The following is a 21,412-nucleotide window of genomic DNA, read 5'->3' as shown; positions in this document are numbered from 1 at the left end:
CCGGCAGGCCAGAGGGGGGTGTGAAGGATCGTCAGCTCTCGAGCGTCGGCCTGTTCGGAAGCAACCCTGTCGAGGCACGCACCTGCTACCGGTTGTGAGGTCGGCGGGACAGCACCCCCCTCTGTCCTGCCGGACATCTCCCCCGCAAGGGGGGAGATCAGCAGCTTCCAGAGAGGGGTGTCTCGCACCAGCGTCACGATCAGCTATGCGCTGACTACTTCAAAAACCCGTTCTTCTTCAAAAAGTCCTCGGCGACACCCTTGACCGGCTCGCCGCCGACCTGGACGCGGCCGTTGAGTTCCTGCAGCGTGACGAGGTCGAGCTTGGCGAACACCGGCTTCAACAGCGTCTCGATCTCCGGATGCTCTTTCAGCACCGCTTCGCGGATGATCGGCGCCGGCTGGTAGACCGGCTGCACGCCCTTGTCGTCGGCGAGCACGACCAGGCCGGACGGCGCGATGCCGCCGTCGGTGCCGTAGACCATGGCGGCGTTGGCGCCGTTGGTCTGGTTGGCGGCAGCACCGATTGTCGCGGCGGTGTCGCCGCCCGATAGCGTGATCAACTGCTCCGGCTTCAGCGTGAAGCCGTAAGTGGTCTGGAACGCCGGCAGGGCTGCCGCCGAATTGACGAACTCAGCCGACGCCGCCAAAACCACCGTGCCGCCGCCGGCGACGTATTTGCCGAAGTCGGTCAGGGTCGCCAGCTTGTTGGTCTCGGCAACCTCCTTGCGCAGCGCGATCGCCCAGGTGTTGTTGGCCGGTGACGGCGACAGCCAGACGATCTTGTTGGCGTCATAGTCGAGCTTCTTGGCGGTCTCATAGGCCTTGGCGGCATCCTTCCAGACCGGATCGTCGGCCTTCTCGAAGAAGAAAGCGGCATTGCCGGTGTACTCGGGATAGATGTCGATCTCGCCGGCGGTGATCGCCTTGCGTACCACCGGCGTGCCGCCGAGCTGGATGCGGTCGGTGGTCTTGATGTTGTTGGCGTTGAGCACAAGCTGGATGATGTTGCCGAGCACGCCGCCCTCGGTGTCGATCTTCGAGGAGACGACCACCTGGGCATTGGCGGAGGCGGCCGTGATGCCGAGCGCCAACGCCGCGCCGGCCAGAATCTTGACTGAAAACATTGTGAAAACCCCTTGCTTTGGACCGAAATGCGGTGGCCGCATATGAGCATGGCTTCAACGCCCCGTCGGAGCACACGGTTTCATAACAATGGGTACAGACGCAATAATTTTGTGCGGTCGCCGCGATTCGGTCGGCGCCATGCTGACAGGTCGTGCCAAGCCAAAGATAGAACCCGATCAGGCGCGGGCTTTGCGCGATCCGGTCAGTTTGAGCGCGCCAAGGGCGACGAAACACAGGGCGACGACCGGGAAAACCAGCCAGTTCAGCATCTCCCAGCCCCAGGCATTGTAGATGGCGCCCGACATTAGCGAGGCGAAGGCGACGGAGCCGAACAGGACGAAGTCGTGGAAGCCCTGCACCTTGCTCTTTTCGGACGGATGGTAGCTGTCGGCGACCATGGAGGTGGCGCCGATGAAGGCGAAATTCCAGCCGAGGCCAAGCAGGATCAGCGCCGTCCAGAACTGCCACAAATGCAGGCCGGACAATGCCACCGCGGCGCAGCCGATGAGCAGGACCAGGCCGGTTGCGACGATGCGTTCGGCGCCGAAGCGATGGATCAGCGATCCGGTGAAGAAGCTCGGCGCAAACATCGCCATCACATGCCAGGAAATGCCGAGCGTGGCGTCGTCCGTCGAAAGGCCGCAGCCGACCATGGCCAGCGGCGCGCCGGTCATGACGAAACTCATCAGCGCATAGCTGCCGACGGCGCAAAACAGTGCCGCGACGAAACGCGGCCGGGTGACGATCTCGGACAGCGGCCGGGCGTCGCTTGACGCGACTTCCGCGTGGCCGGGAGCCTTGGCCGGGATGCGCAGGAATGACAGGATGATGGCGCCGGCCGCCGCCAGAACCGGAATGGCCACGAACGAGCCGGCAAACATCACCGGCGCCAGCAATTCGCGGGTGAAGATGACGATCTGCGGCCCGAGAATCGCGGTGATGACGCCGCCGGCCAGCACGAAGGAAATGGCGCGCGCCTTGAATTCGGGCGGAGCATTATCGGCGGCGGCGAAGCGGAACTGCTGGACGAAGGCGCCGCCGACGCCGATCACCAGCAGCGCGAAAGCGAACAGCCAGAAGCTGGCGTGGAACAGAGCCAACGTGGAGATGACGCCGCCAAGCGCGGTGACGATGGTGCCGGTCATGAAACCGCCGCGCTGGCCGAGCCAACGGATGATGGCCGCGGCCGGCAACGCGCCGAGCGCCACGCCGATGTTGAAGCCGGTGATTGGCGCCGTTGCCAGCGACTTATCGGGGCCAAGCAGATATTGCCCGGCCAGCCCGCCCATGGAAATGGCAATCGGCGCGGCCGAACCGATAATCGCCTGCGACGTCGCCAGGATGATCGCCGTGCGGCGCGCGTCCCGTGCTGCGCCGGCGACGGTGCCGGTCACAATGCGTCCTTGCCGCGCCCCTCGCCCCGCACCCGGCGCGACACACGGTCGAGCACGGCGTTGGTCAGCTTCGGCTCGTCTTCCTCGTAGAAGGCCTTGGCGATGTCGACATATTCCGAAACGATGACGGCCACCGGCACGTCGTCGCGCTTCATCAGTTCGTAGACGCCAGCGCGCAGGATGGCGCGCAACGTCGAATCGAGTCTGGACAGCGGCCAGTCTTCCGTCAGCGCCTGGCGTATGATCGGATCGATGGTCGTCTGGTTCTCGACGACGCCGGCCAGGATGGCGCGGAACCACTGCGCGTCGGCCTCCCGATAAAGCGCGCCGTCGACTTCCTTGCCGAGCCGGAACGCCTCGTATTCGGCGGTGATCTCGAAGACGCCGCTGCCGGCCACGTCCATCTGGTAAAGCGCCTGCACGGCGGCCAGACGGGCGGCGCCACGCTTATTGGCATGGCGTGTCGCGGGCTGGCCGGGCGAAGCGGGTTCGCTCACGATTGCGCTCCCAGCTTCTCCTTGAGCGCGATCATGGTCAGCGCCGCGCGCGCGGCAAAGCCGCCCTTGTCGCCCTCCGAGCGCTTGGCGCGCGTCCAGGCCTGCGCGTCGTTCTCGGTGGTCAGGATGCCGTTGCCGATCGCAATCGCTTCCTGGACCGAGAGATCCATCAGCGCGCGACTCGATTCATTGGCGACGATGTCGAAATGATAAGTGTCGCCGCGGATGATGGTGCCGAGCGCGACAAAACCATCATAGTCCTTGCCGCCCTCGCACATGCCGTCGAGCGCAAAAGTGATCACTGCTGGAATTTCCAGCGAACCGGGAACGGTGATGACGTCATAGGTCGCGCCGGCTTCGTCGAGCGCGCTCGTCGCGCCGTCGAGCAGCGCGTCGGCAAGATCGTCATGAAAGCGCGCCTCGATAATCAGAAGGTGGGCCTTCTTCTTCGGGCGAATGAACGCTTTGCCGTGTTGGGATGTGCCTGCCATGAATGTCTCCGGGGGTACCGGTGACTTAGGCTGAAGCGGTCACATTCGCAAGCTTTGTCCGACGCTCAGGCCCGGTCTAATTTCCCAGGGGGGCTCAAAGCCCCTCTTTCACTGCCTCGACCAGTCGCGCGGCGTAGCGGGCCATGGTGTCGATCTCGAGGTTGACCTTGTCGCCCACCTTGCGCTCGCCCCAGGTCGTCACGGTCAGCGAATGGTGGATCAACAGCACGTCGAAACGGGCGCCTTCGACCTTGTTGACGGTGAGCGAGGTGCCGTCGAGTGCGACGGAACCCTTGGGCGCGATGAATTTCGCCAGTTCGCGCGGCGCCTCCAGCGTGAAGCGCACGGCATCGCCCTCGTCCTTGCGCTCGACGATTTCGGCCATGCCATCGACATGGCCCGACACGATGTGGCCGCCGAGTTCGTCGCCGATCTTCAGTGCCCGCTCGAGATTGACCTTGGTGCCTGATTTCCAGCCCGACGCCGTGGTCAGCCTCAGTGCCTCTTCCCAGGCTTCGACCTCGAACCAGCGGGCATTCGAGCCGCCATCTGGCAGCGCCGTCACCGTCAGGCAGACGCCGCCGCAGGAAATCGAGGCGCCAATAGCGATGGTCGCGGGATCATAGGCAGTGTCGATGCGCAGGCCGACGCCTTCGCTCAGCGGCTTGATGGCCGCGACAGTGCCGATATCGGTGACAATTCCAGTGAACATTTCAGATATCTCTCACCCATTCGGCATAGCTGTCTTCCCCGAAGCGCATCTCGCGCAATTTGCGGAAGCCTGCCGGGATATGGTTGGCGTCGATGGGCGATGCAATGCCGCCCTCGCCGATCGCTTCCGGTCCCTGGAACAGCACGATGCGGTCGACCAATCCCTCGGCGAGGAAGGCGCTGGCCACCTTGGCGCCGCCTTCGACCAGAACGCTGGCCATGCCGAGCGCGCCGAGATCCTCGAGCAGTTCCGGCAAGGCAATGCCGCCTTCATGGGTTTCGGTGCCGATGAAGCGCACACCGGCACGCTCCAGCACCGACCGCCGCAGCGGGTCGGCCTCCAGGCTCGCGGCGATATAGAGCGGCACCCGGTCGATGCCGGAGACCAGCTTCGAGGCTTCGGGCAGCCTGATCTGGCGGTCGAGCACGATGCGCGCCGGCGAGCGGTTCTCCAGCCCCGGCAGCCGCACGGTGAGCGCGGGATCATCCTCCAGCGCCGTGCCGATGCCGACCAGTATGCCATCGGCTTCGGCGCGCATCAGATAGACTTCGCGGCGGGCGATATCGCCGGTGATCGCGACCTGGCCGGCGCCATGCCTGCCGATCTTGCCGTCGCTGGAAAGCGCAAGCTTCAGAGTCACTTCCGGACGCTTTTTCATGGATCGAATCAAATAGCCGGCCATCTGCTCGGCGGCTTCCTCGACCAGCACCTTTTCGACCACTTCGATGCCGGCGGCGCGCAGGATGGCATAGCCTTTGCCGGAGACGCGCGGATCGGGATCGCTGGCGGCGCCGACGACCCGCGCCACTCCGGCATTGACCAGCGCGTTGGCGCAAGGCGGGGTGCGGCCATGGTGGGCGCAGGGCTCCAGCGTGACATAGGCGGTGGCGCCGCGCGCCAACTCGCCGGCTTCAGTCAGCGCCTCGGTCTCGGCATGCGGCCGGCCGCCAACAGCGGTGACGCCGGTGCCGACGATCATCGGGCCGGCGCCATCGTCGCGAACGATTATGGTGCCGACGGAAGGGTTGGTGGAGGTGCGGCCGGCATTTTTCCGCGACAGCCGCAGCGCCGCGGCCATGAAGCGGCGATCGAGGGCCTGCTGATCGGCCTTCCCTGACGTTTGGCTTGCCATGCTCAGCCGGCGTCCTCTTCGCCGTTCAGCTCGTCGCCCTTGAGCTCGTCGCCTTTGAGCTCACCCAGCACATCGTGGAAATCCTTGGCCTCACGGAAATTGCGATAGACAGAGGCGAAGCGGACATAGGCGACGTCGTCGAGCGACTTCAGCGCTTCCATGACGAGCCGGCCGACCTCGCCCGAGGCGATTTCAGTCTCGCCGGAGCTTTCGAGCTGGCGCACGATGCCGGTGACGGCGCGGTCGATGCGCTCGGGATCGACATTGCGCTTGCGCACCGCGATCTCCACCGAACGCAAGAGCTTGTCGCGGTCGAACGGCACCTTTCTGCCGGACTTCTTGACCACAACGAGATCGCGCAGCTGGACGCGCTCGAAGGTGGTGAAGCGGCCACCGCAATCGGGGCAGACGCGCCGCCGGCGGATCGCGGCGCCATCCTCGGCGGGGCGCGAATCCTTCACCTGCGTATCTTCGGACTGGCAATAGGGACAGCGCATGGAGAGCCTTCAGGTTGGCGATTCTGGCGGAACGATAGGCTTAGAGGTTTTTGCCGGGACGGCAAAGGTTCGGCAACGGCCGCTCGCGCCCTCAGAGATAGCGAGGCGGGAGGAAAATTGCCAGCCGCGCCAGATATGTCAGGGCGCGACGTCCTTGGTCGGGAAGCCGCAGGACGTTCCGAGGTTGCGGTAGGCCTTGGTGAAGCCGTCCATAGGGATGCTGGCGACGGCTTGCTTGCCGAACGTCACGTCGAGCGAGATGACCTGGCGCATGGCCCGCAACAAAGCGAGACTGGTCTTGGCCTGGTTGTCGACGGTCCAGCTCGGGCGGCCGGCATCATTGGAATAGACGGTCGCGGAAACCTTGACGCCGGGGTCACCGAAGGTCGCGGCGATCTTCTTGCCGGTCGGCAGCTCCTTGTTGGCGACGGTGAACATGATCGCCGGATAGGCATCGGGCGGCAGGGCGTCGCCAGTCGAGATCGAAAGCGTCAGCGTGCCGGCATTGCCGCCGCCATCGACAAAGGCCGTGGAGGCAGCGCAGGTCTTGTGGGAATCCTGGCCGGTGTCGAGCGCATCGATGATGGTGGTCCACCTGCCAAAGGTGTTTGTGGCGGGGATATCCGTGCCCGGCTGCGGCTGCTCCTGGGCGATCGCGCCCGACACGGCGACAGCGGCAAGCGAGCCGATGAAGGCCAGAACGGCAGGACGGAACACGCGCATCGTCAGATCTCCAACAGGCCGCGCCGCCCGAACAGCAAGCGGCGCAGAGCGCGGGATAAAAGACGATGCGCCGCTGGCGGTCAACCGAGATAGGGATAGAGCGGGAAACGATCGGTCAGCGCCACGACCTTGGCCTTCACGGCTGCTTCCACAGCCGCATTGCCTTCGTCGGAATTGGCGACCTTCAGCCCGTCCAGCACCTCGGCGATCAACTTGCCGATCTCGCGGAACTCGGCCTGGCCGAAGCCGCGCGTGGTGCCGGCCGGCGTGCCCAGACGCACGCCCGAGGTGACGAAAGGCTTTTCCGGATCGAACGGGATGCCGTTCTTGTTGCAGGTGATGTTGGCGCGGCCGAGCGCTGCCTCGGCGCGCTTGCCGGTGGCGTTCTTGGGCCTGAGATCGACCAGCATCAGATGGTTGTCGGTGCCGCCGGAGACGATGTCGAGGCCGGTTTCCTTGAGGCTCGACGCCAGCGCCTTCGCGTTGGCGGCGACACTCTCGGCATAGAGCTTGAAGCTCGGCTTCAGCGCCTCGCCGAAGGCGACCGCCTTGGCGGCGATGACATGCATCAGCGGGCCGCCCTGCAGGCCGGGGAAAACCGCCGAGTTCATCTTCTTGGCGATGTCCTCGTCATTGCACAGGATCATGCCGCCGCGCGGGCCGCGCAGCGATTTGTGCGTGGTCGTGGTCACGACATGGGCGTGCGGCAGCGGTGACGGATGCACGCCGCCGGCAACCAGGCCGGCGATATGGGCCATGTCGACCATCAGATAGGCGCCGACCGCATCGGCGATCTCGCGAAAGCGCTTCCAGTCCCAGATGCGCGAATAGGCGGTGCCGCCGGCCAGGATCAGCTTTGGCTTGGTCTCATGTGCGGTCTTTTCGATCGCGTCCATGTCGAGCAGATGGTCGTCCTTGCGCACGCCGTAGGAAACGACTTTGAACCATTTGCCGCTCATATTGACGGGCGAACCGTGCGTCAGGTGGCCGCCGGAATTCAGGTCGAGGCCCATGAAGGTGTCGCCGGGCTGCAGCAGCGCCAGGAAGACCGCCTGGTTCATCTGGCTGCCGGAATTCGGCTGGACATTGGCGAAGTTGCAGCCGAACAGCTTTTTGGCGCGCTCGATAGCGAGTTCCTCGGCGACGTCGACGAACTGGCAGCCGCCATAATAGCGCTTGCCCGGATAACCCTCGGCGTATTTGTTGGTCATGATCGAGCCCTGCGCCTCGAGCACGGCGCGCGAAACGATGTTTTCCGAGGCGATCAGCTCGATCTCGTGACGCTGGCGGCCAAGCTCGTTGCGGATCGAGCCGAAGATCTCCGGATCGGCATCTTCCAGCGTGGTTTCGAAGAAGGATTCGAACTTGTTCGACGCTGCCGCTGCAGTTGCCATGGCCTGAAATCCTTCGGTTCGGGGCATCTATCTATGCATATCGCTGCCCCGAAACCGCTGCACGGTTCCGGGCGACATGCATTGCCGCGCCATTAACACAGTTGTTTTCGCCTCGCCACGTTTGCAGCGCGAAATTTGCTGGCCGGATTGCGCCAGAGCGGCCCTGAACCGCTATTTTCGCTCCTGCCGCCCCTGCAGCAAGGCTTCGGTGAGCGTGATCTCGGTAAACAGCGCCCGCGCCGTATGGTCGTTGATCGCGCCGCTGCTTAACATGTCGCGCACGGCGATGCGCTCGGCCTCGATGCCGGCAAGCCGCATTTCGAGCTCCAGCCGCCCGGCTTCGCGGGCCTCTGCCCGGGCGTCGTCGGCCTCGTCCGAAGTGGCGATCCGGCGCCGGTAGCCGGCGACGATGTTTTCGGCGGCGGCAAGCCTGGCGCCGGGCACCTCGCCCTGGTCGTCGTCGCTGGCGCCCGCCATGCTTTCGACGCGGGCGATGGCCGCTTTGGCGGCGCCGATGCGGGCGAGACGCTCCTCGATGGCGCTGCCATCCTCGCCCGGCTCGACCAGCCCGCGCGCTATCTTCGGCAGCGCCACGCTGGCGATGGCGAGCGAACAGATGATGACGCCGGCGGCGAGGAAGATCACCAGGTCGCGCGCGGGAAAAGGCGAGCCGTCCGGCATGGCGAGCGGGAGCGACAGGATGCCGGCCAGCGTGATCGCGCCGCGCACGCCCGCCACCGAGCCGGCAAGCCGCACACGCATCCCGAACGGCTCGGCCTTGCGCTTTCCCCATTTTGCCTTGAGGCCTGCCGCGATGTCGCCGACCCAGATCCAGAGGAAGCGCAGCGCGATCAGGCACAGCGTCAGCGCAATCACCGTCGCGACCGGCTGGATGATCGGGTAATGGCCAGTCAGTTCGGGCGGCACGCGGCGAATGATTTCGGGAAGCTGCATGCCGAGCACGATGAACAGCGCGCCATTGTAGACGAAGGACAAGGTCGTCCACAGCGAGATCGTCTGCATGCGCGCCGAGACGCCGAGGAAGCGGAAGACGCCGGAGCCGCCGGTCAAAAGCCCGGCGGTGACCGCCGCCAGAATGCCTGAGGCATGCAGATGTTCGGCGACGAGATAGGCAATGAAGGGCAGCAGGACCATGACCAGAACCTGCGCCTCGGCCGGAACGCCGCCGATGCGATTCAGAAGCTGCAGGAGCCTGGCGGCGATGAACAACGCGGCGATGCCGGCCAGGATGCCGATGGCGACGGCATAAACGAAGCTCAGCGATGCATCGGCGAAGGAAAAGCTGCCGGTCACGGCGGCGGCGACGGCGAAGCGGAACATGACCAGGCCCGAGGCGTCGTTGAGCAGCGCCTCGCCTTCCAGAATATGCATCAGCCGCGCCGGCACCAGGCTTCTGTCGACGATCGAGGACACCGCCACGGCGTCGGTCGGGGACAGCACGGCAGCGAGCGCGAAGGCGACGACCAGCGGGATGCTCGGCACCAACCAGTGCAAGGCATAACCGAAGCCGACAATGGTAAAGAAGACCAGCCCGATGGCCAGATCGAGGATCGGTCCGCGCAGCGCGATCAGCTCGCGTTTGGGCGCTCCATAGGCATCGCCGAACAAAAGCGGCGGGATGAACACCAGCAGGAAGAGTTCGGGGTCGATCTCGACATGGATGCCTTTCACCGGCCATGCGAGCGCGGCGCCGATGGCAATCTGCAGCACCGGCAGCGGCACCCGAACCAACCGCACCAGTGCGCCGGAAAGAGCGACGAAGACCAGCACGGCGAGGCTGAAGATTGCGACCTGCATGGCGCGATTCCGGCTGTTTTGAGGACCATGCGCAATTGCCGTTAGTCCGTCCAGATGGGCCTGCGGCGCAACGTCCGGCAGTGTTCATGGCCTGCATGGCTGGCGGCCACCAGTCTTCTTCTGTTGGGATGTCGAACGGAAAAGGCCGCCTCACGGCGGCCTTTTCATAAACAATTCAGGCACCTAGAGCGAAGAGGTGATCTGCAGTTCGCTGGCGCCATCGAGCGCGTAGACGTCGTCGCGGAACTGCACGACGCCCGGACCCGTCGACCAGGCCGACACATAGAGGAAGTGGACCGGAACCGGGTTGACGACCTGCACCGGCGTGTTCTCGCCGGTCTTGATGGTAGCCTCGAAATGCTGGCGGTCCCAGCCGGGTGTGTCGCGCAGGATCCATGTGACGAGGTCGCGCACGTTCTGGACACGCACGCAGCCCGAGGAATCGAAGCGCATCATCTTGCCGAACAGGCTTTGCTGCGGCGTATCGTGCATGTAGACGCCGTCGGGGCTGGGGAAGTTGATCTTCACCGAGGCCATGGCGTTGCCGGAACCCGGATCCTGGCGGAAGCGGTATTTCGCGGCATCATCCGTCGACCAGTCGACAGTCATCGGATCGACTTCGCTGCCATCAGGCGCAAACAGCCGGATATGGCTGTCCTTGAGATAGTCGGGGTTCTTCCGCATCAGCGGAATGATGTCCTTGCGCACGATCGAGACCGGCGCGTTCCAGTAAGGATTGACGATGATCTCGTTGATCTTGGAATTGACCACCGGGGTCTGGCGGTCGATCTTGCCGACGATTGCGGTGTGGCGCAGCACGACGCGATCGTTCTCGACCGCCTCGATCTGTGCCGCCGGGATATCGACCAGCACATAACGGCTGCCCAGCGTGCCGGCCTTTTCGCGCAGGCGCTCCAGATTGGTCTGCAGCTGACCGAGGCGGATCTGCGCCGAAACGTTCATCGCCGCATAGGTGTATTTGCCCATGGCGCCGTCGGCCGGCAGGCCATGGCGCGCCTGGAAGCGCTTGACCGCGGCGTCGACATAGGAATCGAACGACGTCGAAATGCCGGCGCTCTGCGCCAGATCGCCCGAAACCATCAGCCGCTTGCGCAGCGGCACCACGTCCGGATCGTCGACGCCAAGCTGCAGCTTCTTTGTCGCCGGCACCTCGCCCCAGCCGCCCTGGGCGACGATGTTCTGATACTGCGCCACAGCCTGTTCGGTGAAGGCGACCGTCTGCAGGCTGAAGATCGGCAGCGTCGAGGCGACCTTGCCGCCCTCCGAGGCGCGGGCATCGAACTGGTCGTCCCAATTGCCGCGGCCCGACGATTTCAGGATATCGTCGATCACATCCTGCGCGCTGGCGGCATTGGCAACCATGGCAACGGCGAGCGCGGAAGCTCCGGAAAGGAAAAGGCGGCGGCTGGTTCTCATGGACGTTCCAGACATTCTTGTCGTGTTTGGCTTCTAGCGTTTGGCTGTTGCAGCGTTCGGCTACGTGCTCGATCTTGGGCGATATCGCCCGCACTCTAAAGTTGGCACTGTTAACAATTAGCCAACCATGACCTGCATCACTGAGCCGTGAAAAGCGGACCGCGATGCGACATTACAGGCGCGCGAACAGCTTTCGCCGCCGCATCACCCGCATCCCCGCTTCCACCGCGAATATGGCGGCAACGTGGCTTACGCCGAATTTGGAAGCGCCGGCGGCTCGAAAAGAAAAGGCCGGTGCTTTTCGGCACCGGCCTGTTGGCTGAGACTTTCCTCCGGCCGCGCTTCTTCCGGCGCAGCTGCTATTCAATGACCCGCTGATTACATCCGGTAGGCGATGGTGTCGTTCCAGAAGCGGTCGAGGCGCTGCAGCGCGCGGTTCATCTGCTTGAACTCTTCGCTGTTGATGCCGCCGACCTGTTCGATCGAGCCGACATGGCGCTCATAGAGACCGGCGACGACTTCCGCCACTTCATTGCCCTTCGGCGTCAGCGAAACGCGGACCGAACGGCGGTCGATGCGCGAGCGCTGGTGGTTGATGAAGCCGAGATCGACCAGCTTCTTCAGATTGTAGGAGACGTTCGAGCCGAGATAGTAGCCACGCGAGCGCAGCTCGCCGGCGGTCAGTTCGGAATTGCCGATATTGAACAGAAGCAGCGCCTGGATGGCATTGATGTCGGAACGGCCGTTGCGGTCGAACTCGTCCTTGATCACGTCAAGCAGACGGCGATGCAAACGCTCCACCAGCTGAAGCGATTCCATGTAAAGCGAACGGATAGCCTCGCGGCGATCGTCGGATACGTTGGCGGTCTTCGCCGCCGGACGCGAATTGATCATTGTCTTTGCCTCTCGTTTGTCGCCCTGGTGATTTTTTGTTTTTCACCTTGATTGCGACACTATCGAATACTCATAAAATTCGACTTAAACGCTAGGGCTAACAAGAGCTTACCGGTAATAGGTTTCGCAAGACGCTTAACGAACGGTCACCCGAGCAAGGATAATTAACCTAAAGATTTAGCCAATGGCTGCGGGGCGGCGTTTCAGGGGCGCGCAGGGCGCTTGCGCATCCAGATAACGACGCGGAAGGCGATGTAGAGCAGCGCGACCGCGGCATGCGACAAGACGATCAGCGGCCGGTGGCCGTACAGATCGGGGAAGCCGGCATACATGATGGTCTCTGTGACAGCACAGATGAACCAGATCACCGGGCCCCACGACGCCAACATCCAGAGGCCGGCGGCGGCGAAGGGGAAGAACACGGCCAGCATCACCGCCACAACCTGCCAGTGCACCGGCATCAGGTCGAAGCGCCACAGCGGGCCGGGATAAAAACCGATCAGCCGGATCCAGTACAGGATGCCGAACAGCAGGCAATAGCCCGCAATGACGCGCTGGAACCAGGCGAAGATGATCTCGACGCCCGAGGGCTGCAGCACGATGCGCCGCGACGTGACCTCGCTCACAGTTCGAGCTCCCGTTCGAGCGGCGCGAAATAGGCGTCCACCGAAGCAGCGTCGACCTCGGCCAGGCTTGCCGGCCGCCACTGCGGCGTCGAACCCTTGTCGACGAGGACGGCGCGGATGCCTTCATAGAAGTCGTGCCCGGCCAGCATGCGGTTGAGGATGCGGAACTCCATCTTCATGCAGGCTTCCATCGACAGCGTCAGCCCGGCGCTGATCTGGCGCCACGCGACATTAAGGCTGGTCGGCGAGCGGGTGCGGATGGTGGCCAGCGTCTTGGCGGCAAACTCGTCGGCGCCTGCCGCCCGCTCCAGGCTCTCGAGGATTTCGGCGAGCGAGGGTTGGGAAAAATGCCGGGCAATGGCTTCCAACACCGGCTGGCCGGTCTCGCGCCTGGCCGGCACGAAAAAGCCGCGCAGCACCGATTCCGGATCGCCATTGGCGCAGAGCCGGTCAAGAAAGGCAGCCTGGTCAGCGGCCTTGATGGTGTGGGTGGCCAGGCCCGACCACAGCGCATCGCCATAGCGAATGCGGTTGCCGGTCAGCGCCAGATACATGCCGAAGCTGCCGCCAAGGTCGGGCAGAAGATGGCTGCCGCCGACATCCGGGAAGAAACCGATGCCGACTTCGGGCATGGCGAACTGGGCATTCTCGGTCAGCACACGCTGCGAACCGTGGAAAGAGATGCCGACGCCGCCGCCCATAACGATCCCGTCGATCAGCGCGACATAGGGCTTTTTGTAACTGTTGATGCGGGCGTTGAGCCGGTATTCGTCGGCGAAGAACTCGACCGGCGGCTTTCCGGCGCGGGCCTCGTAGACGTGCATGATGTCGCCGCCGGCGCAAAACGCCCTGCCCTCGGCCTTGACGATGACGACATCGACGCCGGTATCGCGCTCAAAAGCGTCGAGCGCCTTGTCCAGCGCCTTGATCATGCGATGTGTCAGCGCATTGAGCGCCTGCGGCCGCGTCAGCGTGACGACGCCTGCCTTGCCCAACCGTTCGAAGCGGATCTCGTCGCCGCCGCCAAAATCCATCGTCAGAGAATCCCTCCCCGCGCCTGCGGGACTGAAGTGCTAAAGGTGGCGCATGGGTGCGTCAACCGGCGGGCGCGGTTTGGATTTTCGCAAGGGAACGCGACCGTGCTTTGCCCCCGACAGAAATGCGCGCAAAATTGCCGGGCAAAACAGCCTTTCTTCTGATGCAGGGACAAACGCATGACGCTTGAAACCGCAGCGCCGAGCCATGGCTGGGAGATGCCGAAAAAGTTCGACCCGGATGATGTTCTCAGCCGCCCGCTGATGGCCAATCTGGCGACCGTGACCGCTGACGGCGCGCCGCGCAACGCGCCGATGTGGTTCATCTGGGAGGACGCTGCGATCTGGCTGCTCGGCTCGACCGGCGCAAGTGCTGTCAAACACCTCGAACGCGACCCGCGCTGCGCCGTGGAGATCGTCCATTTCGACAATGAGGCCGGCATCCTGCTGCATCTCGGCCTGCGCGGCGTCGCCACCATAGAAGCGATGGCGCCGAACCGCTTCAAACGGCTGCTGCACAAATATCTCGGCCCGGAGGCGACCTGGAACCGCTGGTTCATCGACAATGTCGCCGACATCGGCCATCCGGACGGGCGCCTGATCCGGCTCGCCCCGGAGAGCACCTTCACCAACAATGTGTCGTTGTTCAAAACCGGCCCAGAACTGGCGTGGCCGCCAAAGCCGTAAGCACCGCGTCATCGGCTGGCACAATCGTGTCGCATTGGTCAGCGGCAAGGCCTCGTGGTAAAAGCCGCCTCGACCCGGAGTTTTTGCGATGAACAAATTCACCCCCGCGACGAGCAACAAATTCGCGCCGGCAAAGCCCGCCGGTGCGCGCAGCGTCGACGAGATCACCGGCAGCCGCCGCTTGCGGCGCATGCGCAAGGCCGACTGGTTGCGCCGCCTAGTGCAGGAAAACCGGCTTACGGTGAACGATCTGATCTGGCCGATCTTCGTCATCGACGGCAAGAACACGCGCGAGCCGATCGCCGCCATGCCCGGCGTCTTCCGCCTGTCGCTGGACCTCGCCGTCAAGGAGGCCGAGCGGGCCGCTAAGCTCGGCATTCCGGCGATCGCCACCTTCCCCAATGTTGAACTCAGCCTGCGCGACCAGACGGGATCGCACATCCTCGACCCGGAAAACATCATCAACCGCGCCACCCGCGCCATCAAGGACGCGGTGCCGGAGATCGGCATCATCACCGATGCGGCGCTCGACCCGTTCACCTCGCACGGCCATGACGGCATCTTGCGCGACGGCATCATCGTCAATGACGAGACGGTGGAACAGGTGACCGCCGCGGCCGTCATCCAGGCGGCGGCCGGCGCCGACATCATCGCGCCGTCCGACATGATGGACGGCCGCATCGGCGCCATTCGCGACGCACTCGACGCCAACGGTTTTTCGGATGTGGCGATCATGTCCTATGCGACGAAATTCGCCTCCGCCTTCTATGGCCCCTATCGCGAGGCGGTGGGCACCGCCGGCCTGCTCAAGGGTGACAAGAAGACCTATTATCTCGACCACGCCAATTCCGACGAAGCGGTGCGCGAGGCCGAGCAGGATATCGCCGAGGGCGCCGACATGCTGATGGTCAAGCCCGGCCTGCCCTATCTCGACATCATCCGCCGGCTGAAGGACGAGTTCCAGATGCCGACCTTCGCCTACCAGGTGTCAGGCGAATATTCGATGATCAAGGCGGCGGCCGCCAATGGCTGGATCGACGGCGAAAAGGCGATGCTGGAATCGCTGCTCGCCTTCAAGCGCGCCGGCTGTGACGGCATCCTGACTTACTTCGCGCCGGAAGTGGCGCAACTGCTGAAGGGTTAGCCGGAACCTGGATGCTCCGGGTTCCGGCTTTTCCTCACGCCTTTGGCAAATAAGGAATCGTTCCGGCGAGATCGGTATCGTCGATCAGTTGGAAGCGGCTGTCGCTGCCCTTCTGACGCTCCGCCACAAACGGAGCGTATTGCGGATCGTTGGTGAAGGCTTCGGCTGCCTTTGCCGACGGAAACGCCATGATGGCGATCAGGCTGGTGTCGAGCGGCTTGCCCTCCAGCGTCTTCACATTGCCGCTGCGGGCGAGATACTTGCCGCCATGCTTGTGGACGAGGTCATGCACCGAAGCGGCATAGGCCGGCACCCATTTGTCGTCCTTCACCTTGATGTCTGCGATCACGTAAGCGGTCATTGTCCAACTCCTCATGGATCGGCACCGGACTGCCCGGTGACGTGACCGCTGCCTCGCATGGCGGCGCCGGACCGCTCCAGTCACAGAACTGTACCGGGGGTGCCAGTACAGCTTCTGTACTGGCTGAACTCAGGTTTTCTGAATAAGGTCCGGCAACATCTTTTGGAGCTCACCACATGACACAAGCCGGTTACAAGCAATTCTGCCCGCTCTCCATGGCCGCCGAGCTGCTCTGCACACGCTGGACCATGGTGCTGCTGCGCGAACTGGTGGCGGGGTCGACCCGCTTCAACGATTTGCGCCGCGGCGTGCCGAAAATGTCGCCAACCCTTCTGTCGCAACGGCTCAAGGACCTCGAGGCCGGCGGCATCGTCGAGCGGACCGAGATCGCGACCGAGAAGGGCGTGTTCGAATACCGGCTGACCGAGGCGGGCCGGGATTTGCGCCCGGTTGTCGAGGCGATGGGGTTTTGGGGCCAGAAATGGGTCGAGGCCAGGCTGTCGCTCAAAAACCTCGATCCGTCGCTGCTGATGTGGGACATGCGGCGCAATCTGAACCCCAGTCCGCTGCCGGACGGGCGCACCGTGATACAATTCCTGTACCATGACCTGCCGGCGTCAAAACGATCGTGGTGGCTGATCGTCGAAAAGCAGGGCGAGGTCGATCTTTGCTGGTACGATCCGGGCTTCGACGTCGATCTCTACGTCTCGACCGATCTGTGCACCATGACCTCGATCTGGATGGGGCTGACGACAGTTCACAAGGAACGCGACAAGATCAGCCTGACCGGCGATCTCGACGTCGCCGGCAAGATGCAGATCTGGCTTGGGCTCAGCCCGTTTGCGGTGATGCCGAAGCGCGTGGCGGCTTGAGGTCCCTGCGCATTCCACAGATCGGCTTGCCTCTAAAATACTAGTTGCAAAATGCAATCAGTTTGAATACTGATTGCAAATCACAACTGGTCATCAAAGGGAGTCTTCCATGTCCAAACTCCGCGTCAATGCCTTCACCTTGTCGCTCGACGGTTTCGGCGCCGGTCCTGACCAGGACCTGCAAAATCCGCTCGGCGTTGGTGGCGAAGATCTGCACAAATGGATGACCGGCACCCGCACCTTCCACGAGATGGTCGGCAAGGATGGCGGCAGCACCGATGTGGACGACCGGTTCACCGTCCGCAGCTTCGACAATGTCGGCGCCTGGATCCTCGGCCGCAACATGTTCGGTCCAATCCGCGGCGAATGGCCAGACGAGAGCTGGAAAGGCTGGTGGGGCGACAACCCGCCCTATCATGTGCCGACCTTCGTGCTGACCCACTACGAGCGCGACTCCATTGTGATGGAAGGCGGCACCATTTTCCACTTCGTTACCGGCGGCATCCACGCCGCGCTCGAACAAGCAAAGGCCGCGGCCGGCGGCAAGGATGTCCGCGTCGGCGGCGGCGTTTCCACCATCCGGCAATATCTGCAAGAGAAGCTCATTGACGAGTTGCATCTGGCGGTGTCGCCGGTGTTGCTCGGGAGGGGCGAGAGCCTGTTTGCCGGGCTGGATATGCTGAAGCTGGGTTACCAGTGCACCGAGCAGGTGGCGACAGCGCTCGCCACGCATGTGACGATCAAGCGGGTGTAAGCCTCATTTGGGAAAATTGCGATCCGTCGCGCCCCCTCTGTCCTTCCGGACATCTCCCCCACGCCGGGGGAGATCGGATGTCGCGCCGGCTTTCGCCACTCATCAACGTAGCAAGAAGGGCGCCATCGGCGAAGCTGCCAATCTCCCCCCTTGTGGGGGAGATGTCCGGCAGGACAGAGGGGGGCGCGAAAGAATGCCGTCCTCTCGTGTCTTCAATTGCGAAGACGCTCAATACTTCTCCGGCACGTAAAGCTCGCGCGGCAGGACCTGGCGCTCGTACTCCGGGTTGAACACCCGCTCGGGCAGCGTGATTTCTTCGTGCGGCACGTCCTCATAGGGCAGCTGTTTGAGGAGATGGTCGATGCAGTTCAGCCGCGCCCGCTTCTTGTCGTTGCCTTCGACGATGTACCACGGTGCCTCGGGGATGTTGGTGCGGGCAAACGTCTCTTCCTTGGCCTTGGTGTACTGCTCCCAGCGCACGCGCGACTGCAGGTCCATCGGCGACAGCTTCCACTGCTTCATCGGGTCGTGGATGCGCATCATGAAGCGCATCTGCTGTTCCTCGTCGGTGATCGAGAACCAGTATTTGACCAGCGTGACGCCGGAGCGGACCAACATGCGCTCGAACTCCGGCACGTCGCGGAAGAACTCTTCGACCTGATCGGGTTCGGCAAAGCCCATCACCCGCTCGACGCCGGAGCGGTTGTACCAGGAGCGGTCGAACAGCACGATCTCGCCGCCGGCCGGCAGATGCGGCACGTAGCGCTGGAAATACCACTGCGATTTTTCGCGCTCGGTCGGCGCCGGCAGCGCCACGACGCGGCAGATGCGCGGGTTGAGGCGCTGGGTGATGCGCTTGATGACGCCGCCCTTGCCGGCGGAATCGCGTCCTTCGAAAACCACCACCAGCTTCTTCTTGTGGTAGGCGACCCAGGACTGCAGCTTGATTAGTTCCGACTGCAAGCCGATCAGGTCGCGGAAATACTGCATGCGGTCGATCGACGGCGGATGCGCGTTCTTGTAGATCTTGGAGATCTCCAGCGACAGCGCCGGCTCCGACATTTCAAGCTCATAGTCCTCGTCGAGCATGTCGGCGAGTTCGGCTTCCAGCCAATCCCTGGCCGGAGAATTCTGCTTCAACTCGGTCATTTCCACTGCTCCGCTTGCCGGCTGACATGAAACCCTGAGCCGACTTGATATAGGCCGGCAATGACGGTTTTATTGCAACCCGCCAGCCAGCCGATCATCGCTGCAAATCGGCGAGGCATGGCTGATCCATCGCCGTGGCATGGCGACAAGCCGCTCAAATTGTCCTACAAATGGCCGACCCGTTCGGGCTGCCCGCCCTTCTCCAGTAAATCCCCACCCACCAAAATTGCGAGGACCGACATGGAATACCGCACGCTTGGCCGTTCCGGCTTGAAAGTTTCGACGCTGACCTTGGGAACCATGACCTTCGGCGGCAGCGGGCCGTTCGCTGCCGTCGGCAATTCCGATCTCGCGGAGGCCTCGCGCATCATCGACACTTGCATCGATGCCGGCATCAATCTCATCGACACCGCCAATGTCTATTCGAACGGATTGTCGGAAGAGATCATCGGCGAGGCGCTCGGCGGCAAGCGCAAGAACGACGTGCTGATCGCCTCCAAGGCGCGCATGCGGATCGGCAAGGGCCCCAATGACGAGGGCCTGTCGCGCCATCATCTGATCCGCGAATGCGAGAAGAGCCTGAAGCGCCTCAGGACAGATGTCATCGACATCTATTTCCTGCACGAATGGGATGGCGCGACGCCGCTCGAGGAAACCATCGCCGCGCTCGACACGCTGGTTGCCCAGGGCAAGATCCGCTATGTCGGCTGCTCCAACTATTCCGGCTGGCAGGTCATGAAGGCGCTCGGCATCAGCGACAGCCAGCACCAGCCGCGCTTCGTCACCCAGCAGATCCACTACACGCTGGAAGCACGCGAGGCCGAGTATGAGCTCTTGCCGATCTCGGTCGACCAGGGCCTTGGCGTGCTGGTGTGGAGCCCGCTCGCCGGCGGCCTGATGTCGGGAAAATACCGCCGCGACAGTCCGACGGCGCGCCAGATCGGCGGCTGGTCGGAACCACCGATCCGCGACGAGGACCGGCTGTGGCGGATCGTCGACGTGCTGGTCGACATCGGCGCCACTCGCGGCGTCTCGGCGGCCCAGGTGGCGCTGGCCTGGCTGCTTGGCCGGCCGGCCGTCAGTTCGCTGGTGATTGGCGCACGCAACGAGGCCCAGTTGAAAGACAATCTCGCCGCGGCAAGCCTGACGCTGTCCTTTGATGAACGCCAGCGCCTCGATGCCGTCAGCCGGCCGCCGGTGCTCTATCCCTACTGGCACCAGCAGTTTACGGCGAAGGACCGCTTCGGCCCGGCCGATCTGGTTATGGACCGCAGCGTTATCTGACTTAAGGGCGCCGGAAGCGGCTAGCCCGCGATAAACCGCCAGACCTGCGGATCGGGCTCGATCTGGCCGCTGAGCACGAAATATTTGTAGAGCACGAGCAGGCAGATCGCCTGCTCGGCCCGCTCGTCGGCGAATTTGCGGCAATAGGCGTTGGCCGCCGCAACGATGCGCTGGGCCTCGGCCGGATGCTGCTCGAGATGATGCACCCGCTCGGCCAGATCGCTGAAGTCGGGCGCCAGCGGCACATAATGGACATCGGGCTCGAGTTGCCCCTCGGCGAACCAGGTCTCGTAAGTCGGCGGCGGCATCAGGCAGAGCGAGTTCGAGCTCATGATCCATTTCAGATTGGTCGCGACATCATTGCCTTCGAGCGAGATGATGTAGCGATAGCGGCGCTGCTGATCGATGCTGAGATAGGGCTTGCGGTATTCCGCAAGTGCTGTCGCCCTCGGCGTGCCGACATCGCAGAACGGCAGATTGCGGGCTGCATCCAGCAACAAGGTGCGGATCGGATTGTTGAGTTCGCCGCGCCAAACGACGAGCGGATGCTTGTCGGCGAAGGCGACATCGTCGGCCGGCATGTAGAAATGACGGAACTTGTTCAGCTTGAACAGGACGCCGTTGCCGTTGTCGCCCGCTATCGGCCGGTCCTTGACGATCGACGGCATCTTCGGCACTTCGATGACGTCGCCGAATTCCAGGTCGATGCGCAGATCTGGGTCGAAATAACGGGTGAACTCCTTCAGATCGTAATAGTACATGCTGCGGTCCGACGGCAGCCGGCTGACCGGCACGGCCTCGGGGCTGGGGCTAAAAGGCTCCCGCAGCGTGTTGTAGTAATTGAGCCGCTGGCGGACCGATGCGTCGGAAAGCCTGGCCTGATCGAGCAGCCGGCCGAGCCGGCGCCGGAAAAGAACCGGCGGCGCGATGTCGCGCATGGCGTTGCGCGCATAGTAGATCAGCTTCTGTGCGTTTCTTTGAAGCGTGGCCATCGGTCGTTTTGATTCGAAATCGGTCGGCGGCGGCTCCAGCAACTGTCCCGCAGCCTTTTCTAAACCATTGTGTTCGCCATCACGCAAGTCCAGAACCGCTGGCATCTGCCCTCGCGGCGCTGTTGTGTTTGCCGGCCAATGCTTCTAGGCAGGATCAGGCACAGCGAAAGGAAACGATATGGCTCGACCACCGAATTACGGTCAGGAACGCAAAGAGCGCGACCGGCAGAAGGCCGCCAAGAAGGCGGAGAAGCTCGCCGCCAAGGTCGCGGCCAAGGAGCGCGCCGAGCCTGAGAACGAGGCAAGTTCCAAAACCGACACCGAGACAGAAAAATAGGCAAGACAGGATCACCGGCCCGCGAAACGGGCCGGATCCTGGCAAAATGCCGGTGT

The 21,412-nt window shown here is 63.4% G+C and carries 23 protein-coding genes; 6 read left to right on the top strand and 17 right to left on the bottom strand.

Going from position 1 to position 21,412, the window contains the following annotated elements:
• Positions 1 to 214: 214 nt before the first annotated feature.
• From osmF to NKJ75_RS04310, 14 genes are all read right to left on the bottom strand, one after another.
• On the bottom strand, positions 215 to 1,126 hold the full coding sequence (gene osmF, locus NKJ75_RS04375; protein ID WP_023689505.1) for a glycine betaine ABC transporter substrate-binding protein OsmF: 912 nt from the start codon (positions 1,124 to 1,126) through the stop codon (positions 215 to 217).
• Positions 1,127 to 1,303: 177 nt separating this feature from the next.
• Positions 1,304 to 2,521 (bottom strand): MFS transporter, encoded by a 1,218-nt coding sequence (locus tag NKJ75_RS04370; RefSeq protein ID WP_023689506.1) that lies wholly within the window; start codon positions 2,519 to 2,521, stop codon positions 1,304 to 1,306.
• Positions 2,518 to 3,018, bottom strand: a complete 501-nt coding sequence (nusB, locus tag NKJ75_RS04365; protein WP_023669355.1) for a transcription antitermination factor NusB — start codon at positions 3,016 to 3,018, stop codon at positions 2,518 to 2,520. Before nusB ends, NKJ75_RS04370 begins: the two co-directional genes overlap by 4 nt.
• The gene (gene ribH, locus NKJ75_RS04360) at positions 3,015 to 3,509 is read right to left on the bottom strand and encodes a 6,7-dimethyl-8-ribityllumazine synthase (protein WP_352499237.1); all 495 of its coding nucleotides are present in this window, start codon (positions 3,507 to 3,509) and stop codon (positions 3,015 to 3,017) included. Before ribH ends, nusB begins: the two co-directional genes overlap by 4 nt.
• Positions 3,510 to 3,603: 94 nt before the next feature.
• Positions 3,604 to 4,221, bottom strand: a complete 618-nt coding sequence (locus NKJ75_RS04355; protein ID WP_023669353.1) for a riboflavin synthase — start codon at positions 4,219 to 4,221, stop codon at positions 3,604 to 3,606.
• Between the two features lies 1 nt (position 4,222).
• Positions 4,223 to 5,353, bottom strand: coding sequence for a bifunctional diaminohydroxyphosphoribosylaminopyrimidine deaminase/5-amino-6-(5-phosphoribosylamino)uracil reductase RibD (ribD, locus tag NKJ75_RS04350; protein WP_352499236.1), 1,131 nt, complete (start codon positions 5,351 to 5,353; stop codon positions 4,223 to 4,225).
• 2 nt (positions 5,354 to 5,355) lie between these two features.
• Positions 5,356 to 5,850: a transcriptional regulator NrdR gene (gene nrdR, locus NKJ75_RS04345; protein ID WP_352499235.1), complete on the bottom strand. Its 495-nt coding sequence runs from the start codon at positions 5,848 to 5,850 to the stop codon at positions 5,356 to 5,358.
• A 138-nt stretch (positions 5,851 to 5,988) separates the two neighbouring features.
• A complete protein-coding gene (locus NKJ75_RS04340; protein ID WP_023669350.1) occupies positions 5,989 to 6,573 on the bottom strand; it encodes an invasion associated locus B family protein in 585 nt (194 codons plus the stop codon).
• An 80-nt stretch (positions 6,574 to 6,653) separates the two neighbouring features.
• Positions 6,654 to 7,967, bottom strand: a complete 1,314-nt coding sequence (gene glyA, locus NKJ75_RS04335) for a serine hydroxymethyltransferase (protein ID WP_023669349.1) — start codon at positions 7,965 to 7,967, stop codon at positions 6,654 to 6,656.
• 171 nt (positions 7,968 to 8,138) lie between these two features.
• Entirely contained in the window at positions 8,139 to 9,785 is a 1,647-nt protein-coding gene (locus NKJ75_RS04330; RefSeq protein ID WP_352499234.1) for a Na+/H+ antiporter, read from the bottom strand.
• Between the two features lie 183 nt (positions 9,786 to 9,968).
• Positions 9,969 to 11,222, bottom strand: a complete 1,254-nt coding sequence (locus tag NKJ75_RS04325) for a L,D-transpeptidase family protein (RefSeq protein WP_023708671.1) — start codon at positions 11,220 to 11,222, stop codon at positions 9,969 to 9,971.
• Positions 11,223 to 11,600: 378 nt separating this feature from the next.
• On the bottom strand, positions 11,601 to 12,116 hold the full coding sequence (gene ldtR, locus NKJ75_RS04320) for a transcriptional regulator LdtR (RefSeq protein WP_023672997.1): 516 nt from the start codon (positions 12,114 to 12,116) through the stop codon (positions 11,601 to 11,603).
• Between the two features lie 203 nt (positions 12,117 to 12,319).
• The gene (locus NKJ75_RS04315) at positions 12,320 to 12,742 is read right to left on the bottom strand and encodes a DUF6163 family protein (RefSeq protein ID WP_023705073.1); all 423 of its coding nucleotides are present in this window, start codon (positions 12,740 to 12,742) and stop codon (positions 12,320 to 12,322) included.
• Positions 12,739 to 13,776: an enoyl-CoA hydratase/isomerase family protein gene (locus NKJ75_RS04310; RefSeq protein ID WP_023672999.1), complete on the bottom strand. Its 1,038-nt coding sequence runs from the start codon at positions 13,774 to 13,776 to the stop codon at positions 12,739 to 12,741. Before NKJ75_RS04310 ends, NKJ75_RS04315 begins: the two co-directional genes overlap by 4 nt.
• A gap of 180 nt (positions 13,777 to 13,956) precedes the next feature.
• On the opposite strand from NKJ75_RS04310, the gene NKJ75_RS04305 reads away from it, so the two are divergent.
• Both NKJ75_RS04305 and hemB read left to right on the top strand, forming a co-directional pair.
• Positions 13,957 to 14,463, top strand: a complete 507-nt coding sequence (locus NKJ75_RS04305; RefSeq protein WP_023705074.1) for a pyridoxamine 5'-phosphate oxidase family protein — start codon at positions 13,957 to 13,959, stop codon at positions 14,461 to 14,463.
• An 88-nt stretch (positions 14,464 to 14,551) separates the two neighbouring features.
• On the top strand, positions 14,552 to 15,607 hold the full coding sequence (gene hemB / locus NKJ75_RS04300) for a porphobilinogen synthase (protein WP_023724522.1): 1,056 nt from the start codon (positions 14,552 to 14,554) through the stop codon (positions 15,605 to 15,607).
• Between the two features lie 34 nt (positions 15,608 to 15,641).
• Here the strand turns inward: hemB and NKJ75_RS04295 are convergent, their stop codons facing one another.
• Positions 15,642 to 15,968: a DUF1330 domain-containing protein gene (locus NKJ75_RS04295; protein ID WP_023693250.1), complete on the bottom strand. Its 327-nt coding sequence runs from the start codon at positions 15,966 to 15,968 to the stop codon at positions 15,642 to 15,644.
• Between the two features lie 176 nt (positions 15,969 to 16,144).
• On the opposite strand from NKJ75_RS04295, the gene NKJ75_RS04290 reads away from it, so the two are divergent.
• Together NKJ75_RS04290 and NKJ75_RS04285 are read left to right on the top strand one after the other, a co-directional pair.
• The gene (locus tag NKJ75_RS04290) at positions 16,145 to 16,840 is read left to right on the top strand and encodes a winged helix-turn-helix transcriptional regulator (RefSeq protein ID WP_023682403.1); all 696 of its coding nucleotides are present in this window, start codon (positions 16,145 to 16,147) and stop codon (positions 16,838 to 16,840) included.
• 109 nt (positions 16,841 to 16,949) lie between these two features.
• The gene (locus NKJ75_RS04285; protein WP_023727512.1) at positions 16,950 to 17,594 is read left to right on the top strand and encodes a dihydrofolate reductase family protein; all 645 of its coding nucleotides are present in this window, start codon (positions 16,950 to 16,952) and stop codon (positions 17,592 to 17,594) included.
• Positions 17,595 to 17,822: 228 nt separating this feature from the next.
• Here the strand turns inward: NKJ75_RS04285 and ppk2 are convergent, their stop codons facing one another.
• Positions 17,823 to 18,743: a polyphosphate kinase 2 gene (ppk2, locus tag NKJ75_RS04280; RefSeq protein WP_023682405.1), complete on the bottom strand. Its 921-nt coding sequence runs from the start codon at positions 18,741 to 18,743 to the stop codon at positions 17,823 to 17,825.
• A 240-nt stretch (positions 18,744 to 18,983) separates the two neighbouring features.
• On the opposite strand from ppk2, the gene NKJ75_RS04275 reads away from it, so the two are divergent.
• Positions 18,984 to 20,027: an aldo/keto reductase gene (locus tag NKJ75_RS04275; RefSeq protein ID WP_023715391.1), complete on the top strand. Its 1,044-nt coding sequence runs from the start codon at positions 18,984 to 18,986 to the stop codon at positions 20,025 to 20,027.
• 20 nt (positions 20,028 to 20,047) lie between these two features.
• Here the strand turns inward: NKJ75_RS04275 and NKJ75_RS04270 are convergent, their stop codons facing one another.
• Positions 20,048 to 21,019, bottom strand: coding sequence for a glycosyl transferase family 90 (locus NKJ75_RS04270; protein WP_023682407.1), 972 nt, complete (start codon positions 21,017 to 21,019; stop codon positions 20,048 to 20,050).
• Positions 21,020 to 21,197: 178 nt separating this feature from the next.
• Between NKJ75_RS04270 and NKJ75_RS04265 the strand changes: the two genes are divergently transcribed.
• On the top strand, positions 21,198 to 21,356 hold the full coding sequence (locus NKJ75_RS04265; protein ID WP_023673009.1) for a hypothetical protein: 159 nt from the start codon (positions 21,198 to 21,200) through the stop codon (positions 21,354 to 21,356).
• Positions 21,357 to 21,412: the final 56 nt, after the last annotated feature.

The organism is Mesorhizobium sp. M0058, assembly GCF_040323095.1.
In the GTDB taxonomy this organism is placed as follows: domain Bacteria; phylum Pseudomonadota; class Alphaproteobacteria; order Rhizobiales; family Rhizobiaceae; genus Mesorhizobium.
The sequence above is the reverse complement of the archived record's forward strand: the minus strand, read 5'-3'. Positions and strand labels throughout refer to the sequence as shown.